This is a genomic window from Streptomyces sp. NPDC048295, from assembly GCF_040652135.1.
Classification (GTDB): Bacteria; Actinomycetota; Actinomycetes; order Streptomycetales; family Streptomycetaceae; genus Streptomyces.
The window spans coordinates 58,849-75,892 of the sequence record NZ_JBEZLL010000038.1; the positions used below are offsets into that span (position 1 = coordinate 58,849).

At 72.1% G+C, this 17,044-nt stretch carries 16 protein-coding genes and 1 pseudogene; 10 read left to right on the plus strand and 7 right to left on the minus strand.

Translation table 11 applies throughout. From position 1 onward, the window contains the following. Positions 1–118 precede the first annotated feature (118 nt). Together AB0D53_RS37290 and AB0D53_RS37295 are read left to right on the plus strand one after the other, a co-directional pair. On the plus strand, positions 119–901 hold the full coding sequence (locus AB0D53_RS37290) for an MBL fold metallo-hydrolase (RefSeq protein ID WP_362453805.1): 783 nt from the start codon (positions 119–121) through the stop codon (positions 899–901). Beyond that, positions 898–1,518, plus strand: coding sequence for a DedA family protein (locus AB0D53_RS37295; RefSeq protein ID WP_362453806.1), 621 nt, complete (start codon positions 898–900; stop codon positions 1,516–1,518). Before AB0D53_RS37290 ends, AB0D53_RS37295 begins: the two co-directional genes overlap by 4 nt. On the opposite strand, the gene AB0D53_RS37300 is transcribed toward AB0D53_RS37295, so the two are convergent. From AB0D53_RS37300 to AB0D53_RS37310, 3 genes are all read right to left on the minus strand, one after another. After that, a complete protein-coding gene (locus tag AB0D53_RS37300) occupies positions 1,508–2,566 on the minus strand; it encodes an MBL fold metallo-hydrolase (protein WP_362453807.1) in 1,059 nt (352 codons plus the stop codon). The genes AB0D53_RS37295 and AB0D53_RS37300 overlap by 11 nt on opposite strands. 25 nt (positions 2,567–2,591) lie before the next feature. Then, the gene (locus AB0D53_RS37305; protein WP_362453822.1) at positions 2,592–3,836 is read right to left on the minus strand and encodes an aminotransferase class I/II-fold pyridoxal phosphate-dependent enzyme; all 1,245 of its coding nucleotides are present in this window, start codon (positions 3,834–3,836) and stop codon (positions 2,592–2,594) included. A gap of 114 nt (positions 3,837–3,950) precedes the next feature. Then, complete coding sequence (locus AB0D53_RS37310; RefSeq protein ID WP_362453808.1) at positions 3,951–4,802, minus strand: SMP-30/gluconolactonase/LRE family protein; 852 nt, start codon at positions 4,800–4,802, stop codon at positions 3,951–3,953. A gap of 343 nt (positions 4,803–5,145) precedes the next feature. On the opposite strand from AB0D53_RS37310, the gene AB0D53_RS37315 reads away from it, so the two are divergent. The 3 genes from AB0D53_RS37315 to AB0D53_RS37325 all read left to right on the plus strand — a co-directional run bounded on the left by AB0D53_RS37315 (position 5,146) and on the right by AB0D53_RS37325 (position 8,142). After that, positions 5,146–6,663: a phosphatase PAP2 family protein gene (locus AB0D53_RS37315; RefSeq protein ID WP_362453809.1), complete on the plus strand. Its 1,518-nt coding sequence runs from the start codon at positions 5,146–5,148 to the stop codon at positions 6,661–6,663. Positions 6,664–6,911: 248 nt separating this feature from the next. Beyond that, on the plus strand, positions 6,912–7,721 hold the full coding sequence (locus AB0D53_RS37320) for a class I SAM-dependent methyltransferase (RefSeq protein ID WP_362453810.1): 810 nt from the start codon (positions 6,912–6,914) through the stop codon (positions 7,719–7,721). Positions 7,722–7,782: 61 nt separating this feature from the next. Next, the gene (locus tag AB0D53_RS37325) at positions 7,783–8,142 is read left to right on the plus strand and encodes a VOC family protein (RefSeq protein ID WP_362453811.1); all 360 of its coding nucleotides are present in this window, start codon (positions 7,783–7,785) and stop codon (positions 8,140–8,142) included. Positions 8,143–8,208: 66 nt separating this feature from the next. Here the strand turns inward: AB0D53_RS37325 and AB0D53_RS37330 are convergent, their stop codons facing one another. After that, complete coding sequence (locus tag AB0D53_RS37330; RefSeq protein WP_362453812.1) at positions 8,209–10,179, minus strand: DUF5107 domain-containing protein; 1,971 nt, start codon at positions 10,177–10,179, stop codon at positions 8,209–8,211. Positions 10,180–10,409: 230 nt separating this feature from the next. Between AB0D53_RS37330 and AB0D53_RS37335 the strand changes: the two genes are divergently transcribed. The 4 genes from AB0D53_RS37335 to AB0D53_RS37350 all read left to right on the plus strand — a co-directional run bounded on the left by AB0D53_RS37335 (position 10,410) and on the right by AB0D53_RS37350 (position 14,464). Then, a complete protein-coding gene (locus tag AB0D53_RS37335) occupies positions 10,410–10,751 on the plus strand; it encodes a DUF6204 family protein (RefSeq protein ID WP_362453813.1) in 342 nt (113 codons plus the stop codon). A 328-nt stretch (positions 10,752–11,079) separates the two neighbouring features. Next, on the plus strand, positions 11,080–11,787 hold the full coding sequence (locus AB0D53_RS37340; protein WP_362453814.1) for a carbon-nitrogen hydrolase family protein: 708 nt from the start codon (positions 11,080–11,082) through the stop codon (positions 11,785–11,787). Positions 11,788–12,143: 356 nt separating this feature from the next. Beyond that, the gene (locus tag AB0D53_RS37345) at positions 12,144–12,281 is read left to right on the plus strand and encodes a hypothetical protein (protein WP_362453815.1); all 138 of its coding nucleotides are present in this window, start codon (positions 12,144–12,146) and stop codon (positions 12,279–12,281) included. A 302-nt stretch (positions 12,282–12,583) separates the two neighbouring features. Beyond that, positions 12,584–14,464, plus strand: a complete 1,881-nt coding sequence (locus tag AB0D53_RS37350; protein WP_362453816.1) for an APC family permease — start codon at positions 12,584–12,586, stop codon at positions 14,462–14,464. A 111-nt stretch (positions 14,465–14,575) separates the two neighbouring features. On the opposite strand, the gene AB0D53_RS37355 is transcribed toward AB0D53_RS37350, so the two are convergent. After that, on the minus strand, positions 14,576–14,749 hold the full coding sequence (locus tag AB0D53_RS37355; RefSeq protein WP_362453817.1) for a hypothetical protein: 174 nt from the start codon (positions 14,747–14,749) through the stop codon (positions 14,576–14,578). A 342-nt stretch (positions 14,750–15,091) separates the two neighbouring features. Between AB0D53_RS37355 and AB0D53_RS37360 the strand changes: the two genes are divergently transcribed. Continuing rightward, positions 15,092–15,856 carry a DUF4118 domain-containing protein gene (locus tag AB0D53_RS37360; RefSeq protein WP_362453818.1) on the plus strand — a complete coding sequence of 255 codons (765 nt, stop codon included), beginning with the start codon at positions 15,092–15,094 and terminating at the stop codon, positions 15,854–15,856. Between the two features lie 151 nt (positions 15,857–16,007). On the opposite strand, the gene kdpC is transcribed toward AB0D53_RS37360, so the two are convergent. Both kdpC and AB0D53_RS37370 read right to left on the minus strand, forming a co-directional pair. After that, positions 16,008–16,637 (minus strand): potassium-transporting ATPase subunit KdpC, encoded by a 630-nt coding sequence (gene kdpC / locus AB0D53_RS37365; RefSeq protein WP_362453819.1) that lies wholly within the window; start codon positions 16,635–16,637, stop codon positions 16,008–16,010. 35 nt (positions 16,638–16,672) lie between these two features. Continuing rightward, positions 16,673–17,044: pseudogene (locus AB0D53_RS37370) on the minus strand (potassium-transporting ATPase subunit B); the annotation flags it as partial.

Sequence of the window (17,044 nt, forward strand, 5' to 3'; positions counted from 1 at the left end):
CCCGGGCTCCCTCGTTCCGATCGGGCCGGACCCCTCCGGCCCGGCATGATCCGAACGAGAGACCCTAAGCTCGATGGCGGGGCCGGAACCGAGGAGCCCGGGAACGAGGAGGCGTCGCGTGCCGGTGGAAGTCACCTGGTGGGGTCATGCCACCTGCACCATCGAGGACTCCGGGGTGCGGGTGCTGACCGATCCGCTGTTCGTGCGGCGCTTCGCGCATCTGCGCCGCCGGCGCGGTGAGCTGCCCGGTCCCGAGGCGGCGGTCGCCGATGTCGTGCTCGTCTCGCATCTGCACTCCGACCATCTGCATCTGCCGTCCCTGTCCAGGCTCGCCCCCGGCAGTCGGCTGATCGTGCCGCTGGGTGCGGTGCGCGCCGTGCCGGGGCTTCGGGTGTTGCGCTCGGTGCGCGGGCTGCGGATCACCGAGGTGGCCCCGGGCGACGAGGTACGGGTCGGCGAGGTGCGGGTACGGGTGGTTCCGGCGATGCACGACGGCAGGCGGCTGCCGGTGGGCCCGCACCGCTCCCCCGCGCTCGGCTTCGTGGTCGAGGGCGAGGCGCGGACGTACTTCGCCGGTGACACGGGTCTCTTCGACGAGATGGCGCAGGCGGTCGGTCCGGTGGACGTGGCGCTGTTGCCGGTGGGCGGCTGGGGTCCGTATCTGGGCCACAGTCATCTCGATGCCGGCCGGGCGGCGCAGGCGCTGGCCCGGCTGGCGCCCCGGTCCGCGGTGCCGGTGCACTACGGCACGTACTGGCCGATCGGCCTGGACGGGGTCAGGCCGCACGAGTTCCACTCACCGGGTGACGAGTTCGTCCGGAAGGCGGCGCTGCTGGCGCCGGAGGTGGCCGTGCACCGGTTGTCCCACGGCGAGCACGTGCGGCCGGAGGCCGCCAGGTGATCCCGCAGGTCGTGGGGCAGCTGCCCCCGGAGTCGACGCAACAGGCGGTCGGCTATCCGTCCTTGTTCCTTCTGGTGGCGCTGGGCGCGCTGGTGCCGGTGGTGCCGACGGGCGCGCTGGTCAGTTCGGCCGCCGTGGTGGCGCTGCATCAGTCGTCGCCGTTCGCGCTGCTGATCGTCTTCGTGGTGGCCTCGGCGGCGGCGTTCCTCGGTGACATATGTCTGTACTGGCTCGGCCGGCGGGGGGTGCGGTCGAAGAACGGTTCGAAGTGGCTGCGGGCGATCCGCGACCGGGCCGCTCCGGAGCGGCTGGCACAGGCGCAGCAGAAGCTGGACGAGAACGGTGCGACGGTGCTGGTGCTGTCCCGGCTGGTGCCCGCGGGGCGGATTCCGGTGATGCTGGCCTGTCTGCTGGGCCGGATGCCGCTGCGCCGGTTCGCCCGTGGCGATGTGCCGGCGTGTCTGGCGTGGGCGGCGACGTACCAGCTCATCGGCATCCTGGGCGGTTCGCTCTTCCCCGAGCCGTGGCAGGGGGTGGTCGCGGCGGTGGGTCTGACCGTGCTGATCAGCGCGGCACCCGCGATGTGGCGGAGGACGCGGGCGCGGTTCAGCCACTGACCGTGCGGGGCGCCGGCTCCAGTACGCGCGAGGCGCCGATCGGCAGGTCCCAGAGCTGTGTCCGGGGGTGCCCGGCCCGTTGCCAGGCGGTGCGCAGCCGGGTCAGCGGTTCGAGCACGGGTTCCGCGGAGAGCAGGAAGGCGGCCCAGTGCATCGGTGCCATCGCGCGGGCGCCGAGATCCTCGTAGGCCTGCACGGCCTCCTCGGGGTCGGTGTGCACATCGCTGAGCCACCAGCGCGGTTCGTACGCCCCGATCGGCAGGAGGGTCAGGTCGATGCCGGGGTACCGGCTGCCGATCTCGCCGAACCAGTGCCCGTACCCGGTGTCCCCGGCGAAGTGGATCCGCTGCGCGTCGGGGCCGGGGGTGTCGATGATCCAGCCGCCCCACAGGGAGCGGCAGGTGTCGGTGAGGGTGCGTCTGGACCAGTGGTGGGCTGGTACGAAGTCGAAGCGGACCCCGTCGAGCTCGGCCGATTCCCACCAGTCGAGTTCGGTGACACAGGTGAAGCGGCGACGGCGGCACCAGCGGCCGAGCCCGGCGGGGACGAAGAGCGGGGTGTCCCTGGGCAGTCTGCGCAGGGTGGGGGCGTCCAGGTGGTCGTAGTGGTTGTGGCTGATGACGACGGCGTCCACGGGCGGCAGCTCCTCCCAGCGGACGCCGACCGGGGTGATCCTGGCCGGGGTCCCGAGGATGCGCCGGGACCAGACGGGGTCGGTGAGGACGGTCATCCCGCCGGTGCGGATGATCCAGCTGGCATGTCCGGCCCAGGTGACACAGGTGCTGCCCGCGTGGACGGCCGGGAGGGGTTCGGGGGCGTAGGGGAGTTTGTGGATGCCGCGCAGTCCCTCCGCGTTGGGCCGCAGAGCGTGCTCACGGGCCAGTCGGGACATGCCCATGACACCGGGGAGGGGCGCGGTGAGCCGGTCGGCGAAGCTCCTGGGCCAGTCCCGGATCTCGCCGAGCGGACGCGGTCCGACGATCCGGCCGCGGACCGCGCGTCGTGGCTGCGCGGTCCCGGGACGGGAGCGCTCGGTCTGTTCCGTCATCGAGAGAATCCCGTCTCGCAGTTCCTCATCGGAGTTCGTCGAGTGCCGTTCCGAAAATGCTCAGCGCTTCGGCCACATGCGGCAATTCCAGGGGATCCACAGCGGTGAGGGACTCCAGCTGCTGCTCCGGGGTCGAGCCGAGCAGTGTCCCGGTGCCCAGCCGTACGCGCAGCGCCCCCAGTTCGTCGCCGAACCGGTGCCCGCCCGGCGTCGGGGCGCCCAGACGTTCCGTCAGGTACTCCTCCAGCTCCAGCGAGTCCGTGACCCCCCGGCTCGCCAGCCGGGATCTGAGCGGGCCGAGATCGGCGTAGAGGTGGCGGCCCGCCTGCGGGGGCCTGGCCAGCGCGCCCGACGCCAGGACCGCGCGGTGGGCCGCGGCGGCGACCCGCGCCTGGAGCGCGGCGGCCCGGCGGACCCGGTCCGTCACGGCGCCCGGTTCGCGCAGCGCGTGGGCGGCGGCCCGGGCGACCGGCCCCGCGACGAGCGCCCCGAGCGCGGTGAGGATGTCGAGCGTACGGGCGTGGCGCGCCGCCGCCCGTGCGGTGTCCGGGAACCGGGCGACCGCGACCGGCCAGGCGGACGGGGTCAGCGCCCCGGCGAGATCGCAGACGACCGTGACGTCGTCGGGGCACATCTCGGCCGGGCTGAGCAGGACCGTGTCGTGCGGCCGGTGCAGGGTGTCGCGCCAGGTCTCGTCGCTGATGACGTGCAGCCCCTCGGCGACCGCCGCCTCGCAGGCCTCGCGCACCAGCTCCGGCGGTGCGACGGTGGCGGTCGGGTCGTCGACGACGGAGATCAGCAGCAGCCGGGGCCTGCCGCCCTCGGCGCGCACCCTTCGCACGGTCTCCAGGAGCGCGTACGGATCGGGGACGCCACCGCACTCGGCCGGAGTCGGCACATGGTAGGCGGGTCTGCCCAGCAGCCGGGCCTGCGGGATCCAGGTGGCGGTGCAGGGGCGCGGCATGAGCACGTCGCCGCCGTGCGCGGCGATCAGTGCGAGCAGGAGCGGCGAGGCGCCCGGGGCCGCGGCCACGCGCTCCGGGCCTCCGTGCAGTCCGCGCCGCTCCCAGTAGGCGGTCGCGGCCTCGCGCAGGGTGTCGCCGCCACCGGTCGGTTCGGGTTCGCCGCGGCCCGCGGCCGAGGCGAGCACCTCGGCCAGCTCCGGCAGCACGGGCAGACCGGCGTCGGGGGCGGGCGGCCCGTACCGGACGGGGCCCCGGTCCTCACGCAGGGAGCCCCGTCCGGTCCGCTCGGTCCGCTGCCGCGCCATCCGGGCCTCCTTCGCCGCCGCCCCGTCACCCTGTCGCGCCGTCACGCACTCAGGGCCCTTTATACGAGGGATCGGCCGGCCGCGCCCGCCGACGGGGCGGCGGGTGAGGCGGGATCAGCCCGCGAAGGCCGCCTGGGGCATTCCGCGCCCCGCGTCCGGCAGCACCAGCAGCGAACCGGAGAGCGGGTGCGGGGCTGCGAGCCCCGTGCGGGCCGACGAGATGTAGAGGTCGCGCAGGCCGGCGCCGCCGAAGGCGCAGGCGGTCGGGCGTCGCACCGGCAGTGCGACGACCCGGTCCAGGGCTCCGTCGGGTGTGTACCGGCGCACAGCCGCACCGTCCCACAGGGCGACCCAGACGGCCCCCTCGGCGTCGACCGTCAGCCCGTCGGGGAACCCCGCCCCCTCCTCGACGGTGGCGAACGGGCGCCGGTTCACGGCGTGCTCGCCGTCGGAGTCGAAGACGTCGATACGGCGGGTGGGCGTGTCGATGAAGTACATCAGCCGCCGGTCCGGGCTCCACCCGATGCCGTTGGCGCACGCCGCGACGGGCAGCACCGGGGTCACCGCCCCGTCGGCCGCGATGCGGGTGAGGCCGCCTCCGTCCGCCGCCCCGTCGTAGCGCATGGTGCCCGCCCACAGCGCCCCGTCCGGTGCGACCGCCGCGTCGTTGCCGCGCCGTCCCGGCACCGGGTCGTGGACGAGCCAGCGGAAGGCGCCGTCGGGGTCGTACAGGCCGATGCCGTCGCGCAGATTGACCACGAGCCCGCCGCCGACGCGCGGCTTGGCCGCACCGACGTGCTGTTCGGTCGCCATCACCGTACGGCGGCCGCTCACCGGGTCGTAGGTGTGCACGCGCGCGGAGACGATGTCGACCCAGATCAGCCGGCCGGTGGCCGGGTCCCAGGTGGGGCCCTCACCGAGCTCGGCCTGTTCGGGTACGGCCACGTCCAGGCCTGTGCCACTCATCGTCCAGCCCCTCGTGGTGTCCGAGCCGACCGGAGAGCCCATCGGCACCCTGGGCCGCGAGGCCCACCGGCTCCCTCTCGTGTTCCTCGGTCCGGCGGATCACCGGAATCACGCACTCAGCGTAGACGTGCGACCCCGGCGTCGGCACAGCGGCCGTGCGAAGCCGGGGGCACGGACAGCGGGCAGGGCCTTCGGCCGGGCGACCCGGTCCGCCGGCCGACATCGGCGAGGACCTCGACGGGCGGGCACGCGGACCGATCCGCGAGAGGTCCCGCGCACCCGGTCCGGCCGCGCGGCGCGCGCCTCCTGGTTCGGCGCGGCCGGGCGGGGTATGCGCTGTCCCATGTCCGCACCGTTCTCCGCCTCCCGCATCCCGTTCACCGTCCCGTCGTCCACCGCGCTCCGCGATGTGCTGCACCACCGCGATCTCGCAGTGTTCCGGGGCCTGGCCCGTCGGAACTGGCCGGGCGCCCGGCCGGTACTGCCACGGCTGAGCCGCAGCGCCGATCACGGACTCCTGTGGCTGGGCGCCGCGGCCGGACTGGCGGCGCTGGGCGGCAATGCGCGGGCACGGCGGGCCGCCCTGCGCGGGATCGCCTCACTGGGCGTGGCTTCGGCCGTGACCAACATCCTCGGCAAGAGCGCGGTGCGCAGACAGCGCCCGCTGCTGGACGCCGTGCCGGTGGTACGGCGGCTCGCGCGTCAGCCGTTCACCACGTCCTTCCCCTCCGGACACGCCGCGTCGGCCGCGGCGTTCGCCACGGGCGTCGCCCTCGAATCGAAGGGCTGGGGAGCGGTCGTGGCGCCGCTGGCCGTTTCCGTCGCCGCGTCCCGCGTCTATACCGGAGTCCACTATCCGAGTGATGTGCTGGCCGGTGCGGTGCTCGGTGTGGGCGCCGCGCTGGCACTGCGCGGTGTCGTACCGACCCGTGGACAGCTGCCGGCGCCGGGCCGCCCTCCCGGTCACGCGCCCGCGCTGCCGACCGGCAAGGATCTGGTGGTCGTGGTCAACCAGGAGTCGGGCACCGCGGCGGCGACGGCCTCGCTGGTGCGCAGTGCGCTGCCGGATGCCGAGGTGGTGGAGTGCGCCCCCGATGAGCTCTCCGCCGAAATGGAGAAGGCGGCGGGCCGGTGCAGGGCCCTGGGGGTGTGCGGCGGGGACGGCACCGTCAACCGGGCCGCGGCCGTCGCCGCCCTGCACGGCGTGCCGCTGGCGGTGTTTCCGGGCGGAACACTGAATCACTTCGCCTACGATCTGGGCATCGAGACCGTGGACGACACCTGTACGGCGCTGCTCGCCGGCGATGCGGTCCGGGTCGACCTCGGCCGCTTCCGTCCCGGTCCCGAGGGGCCCGGCGGCGCCCACGGCTACTTCCTCAACGCGTTCAGCATGGGCGTCTATCCCGAATTGGTACGGGCCCGTGAGCGCTGGGCCCCCAAGGTCGGAGGCTGGCCGGCGGGCGTGCTCGCGGCCGGGAAGGTGCTGCGCGGGGATCGTCCGCTGGAGGCAGAGCTGGAGGGGCGGCGCCGCCCCCTGTGGCTGCTGTTCGTGGGCAATGGGATGTTCCAGCGCGTGGGTCCGGCACCGGGCCGTCGGCACAACCTCGCGGACGGCCTGTTGGATGTCCGGGTGGTGCACGGCGGCCGTGCGCCGGGGCTGCGCCTGCTCGCCGCGGCTGTCGCGGGTCCGCTCACCCGCTCGCCCGTCCACGCGGCACAACGGCGCCACCGGGTGCGGATCACCGGCCTGACGCCCGGTACTCCCTACGCATTCGACGGTGAAGTCGCCTATGGCCGGGACGAGTTGTTGATCGACAAGCTTCCGGAGGCACTGACGGTGTACTGCCCCATGCCGGTGTGACGCAGCACCCGGGGAATCGGCCACGCCCGGACGGGCCGGCCAGGGCGGCCGACGCCGAGTCGGCCGCCCTGCGCATGCCGATCGGCCGGACCGCCGTCCGGTGCACCGACCACCGGCCATCGACCGGCGAGTCCACATCACAAGACGCATATCTCAATATTCGACATGGGTGCGTACGGTGTCACCGACGATCAGCCCTTCGCGCGGACCGCGTTCGGGCTCCGCGCCCCGAGGAAGGATCCACGGCCATGCCGAAGGAGACCGCCGTCTACACCCACGGCCACCACGAGTCGGTGCTGCGCTCGCACCGCTGGCGCACCGCCGCCAACTCCGCGGCGTATCTGATCGACGAGCTCCGCCCCGGCCTGGCCGTGCTGGACGTCGGCTGCGGGCCGGGCACCATCACCGCGGATCTGGCCGCTCTGGTCGCTCCCGGCCGGGTGACCGCCGTCGACACCACCGAGGAGATCCTGTCCCGGGCCGCCGGGGTGGCGGCCGAACGCGGCCTGCAGAACGTCGAGTTCGCCGTCGCCGATGTGCACGCGCTGGACTTTCCCGACGACTCCTTCGATGTCGTCCACGCCCACCAGGTGCTCCAGCACGTGGGCGACCCGGTGCAGGCGCTGCGCGAGATGCGGCGCGTCTGCCGCCCCGGCGGTGTCGTCGCGGCCCGCGACAGCGACTACGCGGCGATGGCCTGGTACCCGCAGGTTCCCGGCCTGGACGACTGGCTGGGCCTGTACCGCCGGGTCGCCCGCGCCAACGGCGGCGAGCCGGACGCGGGCCGCCGGCTGCTCTCCTGGGCCCGCCGGGCCGGCTTCACCGACATCACCCCGACCGCCGCCAACTGGTGTTTCGCCACCCCGGAGAGCAGGGCGTGGTGGGGCGGCATGTGGGCGGACCGCACGGTCGGCTCGGCGTACGCGGAGATGGCCGTCACCAGCGGCCGTGCGAGCGGCGAGGAACTGGCGGAGATCGCGGCCGCCTGGCGCGACTGGGCCACGCGGGACGACGCCTGGTTCATGGTCCCGCACGGCGAGGTGCTCTGCCGGGCCTGAGCGCGCCGCCCCTCCCCCGAATCGATCACGCGCCGATGCGTCGCCAACTACCCTTGTACGCATGGACATTCTGGGAACCACGCTCCGCATCTGCGTCGACGACCTGGAGGCCGCGGTGGCCTTCTACGAGGACCTCACGGGCAGTTCCGCGCTCCGTTTCGAGCGCGGCGGGGTCTCGGTCGCCGCGATCAGCTGCTTCCTGCTGATGAGCGGCCCGGAGTCGGAGCTGGAGATCCTGCGCAAGGTGACGGCGACGATCGCGGTCAAGGACGTCGACGACGCGCACTCCGCCCTCACCCGCGTCGGTGCCCGGATCCTGGCGGGTCCGGTACCGACGCCGGTCGGCCGCAATCTGATCGCCGTACACCCGGACGGCTCGGTCTTCGAGTACGTCGACCGGAGCCTGCCGTCCGGCCCGTGAAGGCCCGAGCGGCGGGCGAGGGCCCGCCCGGCGGACCAGGGCCGGGAGGGCGTCGGCGCCGGTCCGTCAGCTCCTGGGGCGCATGCGGTAGTTGTACCTGTCGGGCAGCGGCTCGTCCGTGAGCCGGGCCCATACCTCGTCCAGGATCTCCGCGCCCTCGCGCAGGTCCGCGACCTCGAAGCCCTCGTCGAAGACGGCACGGGCGGCGGCCCGGTCGCCCTCGGCGATCAGCAGCCGGGCCTCCAGCAGACGGAAGCGGCCGCGCTGCCGCACCGCCAGAGACAGGGCGGCCCATACGGCCCGGACCGCCGCGGGACGCCCGGCCGTCAGCAGCGCCTCCATCGCCTCCCGGCCCAGCGCCGCCGTGGCCGCCGTCCACTCCTCGCCGTCGTCGCGGCGTTCCGCGCACAGGTCCTCGAAGGCCTCGGTGTAGAGGTCGGCGGCCCGGTCCCGCTGACGGCCCTCCTCGGCGGCGACGGCGAGACACCGCAGCAGCGGCCAGCGGGACGGGGCGGCCCCCAGTCCCCGCTCCCAGCTGCGGACCGCCTGGGCGCGGTCACCGGCATGCCACTGGGCGACGCCCAGGTGGTACTCGGTGAGGGGTTCGGCGGATGCCGTCTCCAGCATGTCGCGCCAGTGCGGAGAAACCAGTGAGGGGCCGGGCGGGGCGGCCCGGCGTGGTTCGGGGAAGGTGCCCTGGTCCAGCAACTCCAGCCAGGGCCGCTGCTGTTCACCGAGGGTCGAGTCGGCGAACGGGGTGCCGGGAAGCTCGTACTTGCCCCGCCGGACCTCCAGCGCGCCCCAGCCCGAGCCGGTGGCGAGCGGCTCACCGGGTTCGGTGTCGGCGCAGGGCCGCCACGCGGCGTAGGCAGCCTCGACCTCGGTGCGCGGCAGCGCCTCGGCGAGCCGTTGCTCGGTCTCGGCGCGGGCCGCCGCCCAGTCCTCGCCGTGCACGGCCAGAGGATCGGCGGACAGCGGCCCGTACGACTCCAGCCAGCTGAACTCGGCACCCGGTTCGAGGGGGACGTGCTCCAGCTGGGTGCGGGCGAGTCCGGCCTGGATCTCGGCGTACCCGACGGTGCCGGGCTCGGTGAGCCACTCCTGCCAGCGCCGCCCGCCCGCGCCGCCGCCCCAGAGGAACAGCTTGCGCCCGCGCAGCAGATCGGTCGAGGTCTGGACGAGCCCGTGGCCGTCCTCGTCGAGCGAGGCTATCCAGCGGCGGGCGCCGTCGGGCACCTCGTAGAAGTAGTCGGCGGGGAAGTCGCCGCGCAGCGGGTACGTACGGTCGACGGAGCCGGACACGGGGACCGGGACCCGGGTCAGGGTCCGTTCGTACCCGAAGTGCCAAGCCTCGTCCGCGGGGGCCAGGACGCGGGTGCGTTCGCCCTCGGGCACGGCGATGTTGGACCACCAGTACACGGGCGCGGTGTGCTCGTGCGGATTGCGGATCCGCACGCCGACGTGCAGGAATTCGGAGTCCTCGGGCAGCCACAGGTCGACCTGGAACGGCAGGTCGCGCAGCCGCTCCCACTCCCAGAGGCGGACCATCTCGCCCCCGTCGGGCGCGGGGACGCGGGCCGCGTGGAGTGGGGCGCAGGACAGTGTGGTGTGGCCGGTGGCGCCGATGTTCCACTCGATGCCGCCGGAGAACCAGGCCCCGTTGAGCGCGAAGTCGGCGGGTTGCAGAACGGGGTTGCGGTAGAGGAGTTCGCGGCCGGTCGGCTTGTGATGGAGGGAGTGGATGCGGCCGCCGAGCCCGGGCAGGACGGTGGCCCGCAGCCGGTCGTTCTCGATGACGATCGCGTCGAGTCCGGCGGGAGTGCGCTCGCGCCCGTAACCGTCGAGGACACGCACCGGCAGCACGGTGGTCAGCGGCCGGTAGCCGATCTGGCGTGCCATGTCACGTGGCAGTGCGGCCCGGTCGCGTTCCTCGATCACATGCATCTCGTCGAGCGGCCGCAGCGCGGGCAGCGGATTCTCCGGGCCCAGCGGCGCGGCGGGCAGAGTCAGTACGGCACGTCGTACGGTCGTGGCCAAAACAACCTCACTCCCTCGCACGGGCCGCCGCAGGTCCGGGCGCCCCCGATGACCATGGAACACGCTGGACAACGCCCGGGCCAGGGCCGTCGCCGTCAGACTTCGGCAAAGACCACGAAGGAGCCGGAAAATTCGGATGCGCCGTGTCCGCACCGCCGTAGCCTTGGCCCCGAAACCTCATCAGCGGTGTCCGATGCGGCACGCACGGACGGAACACGGAGCAGAACACGATGAGCACGCAGCACACCTACCGAGTCATCGTGCGCGGCACCTGGGACGGTCTGACGGACGGTGCCCGCGCCCGGCTGCTGTCCGAGGTGGACGCGCACGGCCTGAGCGCGATGGAGTTCACCGAGGAGGGCTCGCTCGCGTACGACCGTGTGCTCAAGCACTTCAGCTTCCGGTACGTGGTCGTCTCCGACGCCGACGACGGCGAGGAGATGGCCGGTGCGATCGCCGAGGACCGCGCGGAGACCTATCTGGACGAGCGGGGATACGGTCACGGCGCGCTGCGGTCCACGGTGACGGACATGGACACGATGAAGATCAACTACAAGGGGCGGCGGACGTGAGGGGCGGCGTGACGGCGGGCCGGTGACAGCCCGAGGAGTCCGGCCAGTCGATTCTCCGCTTCCAACTCCGTCACGGGCCTACCGGTTCGCACGCCGGACCGTCCCGCGAATGTCCCTCCGACAGAGCTGAAGGTCCCTGAGAAGTCCCTGGCTCAGCCCGCTTCCGGGTACCGCAATCGGAGGAGGAACACGGCTTCACAGCCCGCTGGACATCGCCGGCAGTACTGGCCCTCGGCCACCGCGCGCGACAAAGCCCGGCGCCTCGGTCATGTGTCGGTCGGCGGCCCCCCGGGCGGTGGCGGTCCGGCGGCCTGGCATGCTGGGTTCCATGAGGATCGCGGCCGCCCAGTTCACCTGTGTTCCTGCTGATGTGTCCGCGAACGTGGAGCAAATGACTGCTCTGATCACTGAGGCACGTATGCAGGGTGCCGAGGTCGTGGTGTTTCCCGAGCTGGCGCTGACCGGGTACGAGCTCGAAGCCGTACTCACCCGTCGTGACCTTTGGTTGCGGGCGGACGACGCGCGGCTGGACGCGATCCGGGCGGGTGGTGTCGCCAGCGTCGTCAACTGTCCTGTGATCACCGACGAGGAGCGGCCTGCCATCGGGACGCTGGTCTTCGGGGCCGACGGCGAACTGATCACTACGTATCGCAAGCAGTATCTGTTCGAGCACGAGCAGGACGTGTTCGTAGCAGGGAGGCACGACGGGCGATTTGAGCTCGGAGGGCTTCGTTTCGCTCTGGCCACGTGCTTCGACAACCACTTCACCGACCTGGTCTCCCGTGGCGCCGCCGATGGGTGCGACGTGCATCTGGCCAGCTCGCTGTATGGCACGGGCGGCGGCAGCGAAGAGCTGGCGACGGTGTATCCGGGCATCGCCAAGGACTTCGATCTGCATGTCGTCGTGGCCAACCATGTTGGCCCGGCCGGCGCATGGACCGGCTGTGGTCGCTCCGCATTGTGGGCCCCGGGCGGAGCCCTTCTCGCAGAGGCCGATGCCGACAGGCCCATGGTGGTCACCGCCGAGTTCGGGTAGAGGATGGCCCGGGTCAGCGGCGGAGCCGGATCAGAAGTGCCGCAACGGCGACGGTTCCCAACCAGATTGACGTAACCGCTCTTGTCGTGACGCGTGGCCACAGCGCTGAACCGCTGTGACTTGTTCACGGCCCGCTCCACGGAGTTGCGAGCCTTGTATCGCTCCTTGTCGAAGCCGGAAGGCCGACGTCGGCGACGAGGACCACGCCCGAGCCCACGCCGACGGACGAGCCCACTCGTCCCCTGCGCGCCTGTCGGCCATTTGACCGGCGCGGCCCGCCAAGGTGGGTCGCACATCCGCACCACACGCCGTCCGACCGTGAAGCCAGCACGGACCGGACCGCAGGAGGGGACACCGTGGGCAGACAGCGCATCACCATCTGCCTGCCGTCCGTCGGCCCCGACGGGCTGAAGCAGGCGGCCGGGCAGGCCATGGCCCCCTTCTGGTACGACCGTGAGGACCGCCTTCACCCGGACTGGGTGGTAGAGACGTGAACGGCCCTCTGACGATTGCGGGCCGCAGGTTCGGCCGTCGTCCGACGCGCTCGCCCCAGGGGCTCGCCATCGAGCGCCACGTCGTCCCGTGCCGCGGACGCCGGAGCGCCCGGCCGACCGCCTCGGGCGCGTCGGCGGATCACTGATGCGGTTCGAGGCAGCTTCGACGCCGTCCTGACCAGCGCCGTCAAGAACTCGGGAAGAGACCGGCAGGTAGTACCAAGAACGCGTCAGCGCCCGACCCGACCGGTCGGGAACAGGCGCATTCTGAGCGAACCCGTGTACGGAGGAGCTCCCACCCCATGTCCGTTCTCAGCTCAGAGTCCAGCGCAGCGCCGAGCGCAAAGGCGCCCCCTGACGAAGGGGCCCGCCATAAGCTCACGACCGTCACGGGGCTGGCCGCCCTGTCGCTCGACGCGATGGCGTCGGTGGCGTACGGGCCGGAGGCCATCGTCCTCGTGCTGGCGGCCGCGGGGGGTCACGGGCTCGGTTTCACGCTCCCCGTCACCGTGTCGATCGCCCTGCTGCTGGCGGTACTCGTTGCCTCGTACCGGCAGGTCATCGCGGCGTTCCCGGACGGCGGAGGAAGTTACGCGGTGGCCAAGGCACATCTGGGCCGCCGCACCAGCCTGGTCGCCGCTGCGTCCCTGGTTCTGGACTACGTCCTGAACGTGGCCGTCGCCGTGACCGCGGGCGTGGCGGCGCTGACCTCCGCGTTCCCGGAGCTGTACGGCAATCGCCTGTGGCTGTGCCTCGCGGTGCTGATCGTGATCACCGCCGTGAATCTGCGGGGGATCGTGGACTCGGCGCGTGCGTTCATCGCTCCGACGACGGTGTTCGTCGGGGCGATCTTCGTTCTCATCGTGGTCGGCCTGTTCCGCGACGCCCCGCTGAGTACGGAAGCGGCCGCCGGTCATGCGTCCGTACTCGGCAGTAACGGCACCGCGGTCGGTGCGTTGCTCCTCCTCAAAGCCTTCGCCTCGGGCTGTTCGGCGCTCACCGGTGTCGAGGCCATTGCCAACGCCGTGCCGTCGTTCCGTGCCCCGGCCGCCCGCCGCGCACAGCGTGCCGAGGTGGCCCTCGGCGCACTGCTCGGCCTGATGCTGATCGGCCTGTCCGTGCTGATCTCCCGGTTCGGGTTGCAGCCGGTCGAAGGCGTGACCGTACTGGCGCAGCTCGCGGACGCGTCCTTCGGGCACAATCTCGCCTTCTACATCGTGCAGTTCGCCACGATGGTGCTCCTGGCCCTGTCCGCGAACACGTCGTTCGGCGGTCTGCCGGTGCTGCTCAAGCTGCTGGCCCGCGACAACTACCTGCCGCATGTCTTCGGGCTCAAGGCCGACCGGCAGGTCCACCGCCACGGCGTCCTGACGCTCGCGGCCGTGTCCGCCACGCTCCTGGTCTTCTCCGGGGGCGACACCAACACCCTCGTCCCGCTGTTCGCGATCGGTGTGTTCGTCGGCTTCACCATCGCCCAGACCGGCATGGTCATCCATTGGCGCGCCGTCCGCGGCGGCAGATGCGGAGGCAAGGCCCTGCTGAACGGTGTGGGCGCGCTCCTGACAGGCGTCAGCGCGATCGTCGTCACGGCCACCAAGTTCCACGACGGCGCCTGGCTGATCGTCGTCACCCTGCCCCTGCTGGTGGCCGGCTTCGAGTCCGTCCACCGCGCCTACACCAGGATCGGCGAACGGTTGGGCGTCGGCCGTATTCCGGAGCCCCCGCACCGCGACCGTTCGCTGATCGTGGTTCCGGTCTCCTCCCTCACCCGGCTCACCAGCGAGGCCCTCACCGCGGCCGCGTCCCTCGGCGACGAGGTCCACGCGGTGACGGTCTGCCACTTGGACCCCGAGGACCGCGAGCAGACCGAGGCGCTGGAGCGGGACTGGGCGCTGTGGAATCCGGGTGTCCCCCTGGTCCGGATCGTCTCCGACCGCCGCACGGTCGGCCGCCCGGTCGCCGCGTATGTACGGAAGATGGCGTCCACCGATCCGGGCATCCGGATCACCGTGCTCATCCCCGAGGTCGAACCGGCCCGTCTGTGGCAGCGGCTGCTGCAGAACCAGCGTGGTGCGGTTGTCGCCCACGCTGTCCGACACGAGACGAACGCGGTCATCTGCCGCCTGCGGTTCCGGCTCCTGGACGGCCCGGCCGAGCAGTCCGCCGCCCTCGGCCTGCGGTAGCCGTCTCGCACGAGCGCGGCTCTGTCGGGGATCGCGGAGTCGTCGAGGTCACCCGCCGACGGACCGTCAGAACTTTGACCGAGGGAACCACGCCGGCCGGGGAGCGCGCGGCTAGGGCCGGTAGATGAGCTCGATCAGTATGGCAATGATCAGCGCCCATACGCCGATACCGAGGAGCCACTGGGCTTCGATCACAGCGCCGACGACGATGACGGTCAGACCCGCCGTCCCGAGTGCGCGTACGTTGCGGCGCATCCTGCGGTCAGGGAACCAATCGGTGGTCACGGTGCAACGATCCTGTGGATCGCCTGCCGTCGCGAGCAGCCCGGGGGATTTCTGTCGGCTTCTTGACGTCCGGTGGCGGATACGTGGCCATGGCCGGGTTCCGCGCGTACCGCCCGCGTGCTTCCGCACCCCGGCCACCCGCCGCCCGGTCCGGTGGCCCTGACACGTGGAGGTCCGAAGAACCAGGTTCTGCCCGCCACCGGACTCGCAGAGGCGGGTACATCGCCCCGGGCCACCGGCAACCCGGGCAACGCCCGCGTCATCAAGACCCCGTCAAGACCGGACGAGATCGAACACGCGGGAGCGTCCGTCCCGGTTACACCTGAGAGGGAGGTGGGGCTCATGCTTCGGTACCTCACCAGGGGACAGGTGGCTGTCGGGGCCGCGTTCGCGCTGCCGCCGGCCGTGTGCGCCGTACTGGTGCCCTTCCGGGCCGGCCTGTCCGACACCAACACGGTCCTGGTACTCGTCGTCGCCGTGGTCGCCGTGGCCGCCCTGGGACACCGTCCGGCCGGTGTGCTCACAGCCCTGTCCGCAGTGGTGTGGTTCGACCTTCTCCTCTCCCGCCCCTACGGGCAGTTCGGCGTCGTCAAACCCGCCGCCGTCATCACCGCTGTACTGCTCCTCGTCGTCGGCATCGCTGTTTCCGGGCTGGCGGCCCGTGGCCGGGAACTGAAAATGATCGCCCTCACCGACGACGACTACCTGGCGCAGATCCACCACACCGCCCGGCTGGCCGGGACCAGCACCGGGCCGCACACCGTGATCGACCATGTGTGCCGTCAGCTCGTGGGACTGCTCGGGCTGAGTGGCTGCCGCTTCGAGTACGGCATCCTCATGGGACGCCCGCCCCGTCTGGAGGAGGACGGCAGCATCGCCTGGGGCGACCGGTGCTGGGACGCGGATCGCGACGGCCTGCCCCGCGAGGAGCTGGAACTGCGGGTCTTCCACCATGGACGCTTCCACGGCCGGTTCATGCTTCGGCCCGCCCCCGGAGCGGCGCCGCCACTCGCCGCGCGTCTGGTCGCGGTGACCCTGGCCGACCAGGTCGGGGCGGAGCTCGACGCGGCCGGGACGACGACGTCTCGCGGGTCGACCCGATCGTAGGGAACAAGCACGTCGTCACCGTGATCGAACAGGCGTCGCCCGGTGGCGGGAACGGGTGGGACGACCTCCATCGCCCTGGCGTCCTCCGTCACGGACCGGAGGAGCGGGTGCAGTGGGGCCGATTCCTCGTGAGCCGCTCCCCCGGTTCCGGTCACGTCAGCCTGGCCAGATCGTGGTTGAGCTCGATGACATTGACGCGTTCCTGCCCCAGAAACCCGAGAACACGTCCCTGGACGTGCCGGGCGACCAGTGCCTTGACCTCGGTGGGGGCGAGGCGGCGGGCCTTCGCGACGCGGTCCACCTGTTCGTAGGCGTATGCCGGGGAGATCGCCGGGTCGAGTCCGGAGCCGCTGGCGGTGACGGCGTCCGCGGGGACGGACGCGGGCCGGACGCCGTCGAAGGCGGCGACGGCGGCGCGGCGGTCCTTGACGGTCCTGATCAGGTCGGTGTTGTTCGGGCCCAGATTGGAGGCACCGGAGACCGTGGGGTCGTAGCCGCCGGCGGACGGGCGCGGCTGGAACCACTTGGGGTCGGGGCGCGGCGTCTCCGTCCCGTCCCGAGGATTCTTCCTCGGCAGGGAGAAGTTCTGGCCGATGAGGCTGGAGGCCACCGGCGTCCCGTTCGTCGTCAGCAGGGAGCCGTTGGCCTGGTGGGAGAGAGCTGCCTGGGAGATGCCGGTGACGAGCAGCGGATAGGCGATGCCGGTGATCGCGGTGAGGACCAGCAGTATCCGCAGGGCGGTCAGATGGTGCTGGAGTACGGGGGGAAGGTGGGTGCGCACCCTGGGATCGCCTTCTTCTCTCGTCGGGCCGCCTGTCAGCGCAGGCCGGGGATGAACTGGATGCAGAGATCGAGCAGTTTGATGCCCACGAAGGGCAGTACCAGCCCGCCGAGCCCGTACATCCAGATGTTGCGGCTGAGCAGTGTCGCCGCGGAGGACGGCCGGTAGCGCACGCCGCGCAGCGCCAGCGGGATCAGGGCGATGATGATCAGTGCGTTGAAGACGATCGCGGAGGCGATCGCCGAGGTCGGGCTGTGCAGTCGCATGATGTTGAGCCTGTCCAGGCCCGGGTAGACCGTCGCGAACATGGCCGGGATGATCGCGAAGTACTTCGCGACGTCGTTGGCGATCGAGAAGGTGGTCAGGGCTCCGCGGGTGATGAGCAGCTGCTTGCCGATCTCGACGAT

Coding starts and splice junctions, on each gene's coding strand:
- AB0D53_RS37300 (WP_362453807.1), bottom strand. CDS start 2,566: ATGACGGAACAGACCGAGCGCTCCCGTCCCGGGACCGCGCAGCCACGA.
- AB0D53_RS37305 (WP_362453822.1), bottom strand. CDS start 3,836: ATGGCGCGGCAGCGGACCGAGCGGACCGGACGGGGCTCCCTGCGTGAG.
- AB0D53_RS37310 (WP_362453808.1), bottom strand. CDS start 4,802: ATGAGTGGCACAGGCCTGGACGTGGCCGTACCCGAACAGGCCGAGCTC.
- AB0D53_RS37315 (WP_362453809.1), top strand. CDS start 5,146: ATGTCCGCACCGTTCTCCGCCTCCCGCATCCCGTTCACCGTCCCGTCG.
- AB0D53_RS37320 (WP_362453810.1), top strand. CDS start 6,912: ATGCCGAAGGAGACCGCCGTCTACACCCACGGCCACCACGAGTCGGTG.
- AB0D53_RS37325 (WP_362453811.1), top strand. CDS start 7,783: ATGGACATTCTGGGAACCACGCTCCGCATCTGCGTCGACGACCTGGAG.
- AB0D53_RS37335 (WP_362453813.1), top strand. CDS start 10,410: ATGAGCACGCAGCACACCTACCGAGTCATCGTGCGCGGCACCTGGGAC.
- AB0D53_RS37340 (WP_362453814.1), top strand. CDS start 11,080: ATGAGGATCGCGGCCGCCCAGTTCACCTGTGTTCCTGCTGATGTGTCC.
- AB0D53_RS37350 (WP_362453816.1), top strand. CDS start 12,584: ATGTCCGTTCTCAGCTCAGAGTCCAGCGCAGCGCCGAGCGCAAAGGCG.
- AB0D53_RS37360 (WP_362453818.1), top strand. CDS start 15,092: ATGCTTCGGTACCTCACCAGGGGACAGGTGGCTGTCGGGGCCGCGTTC.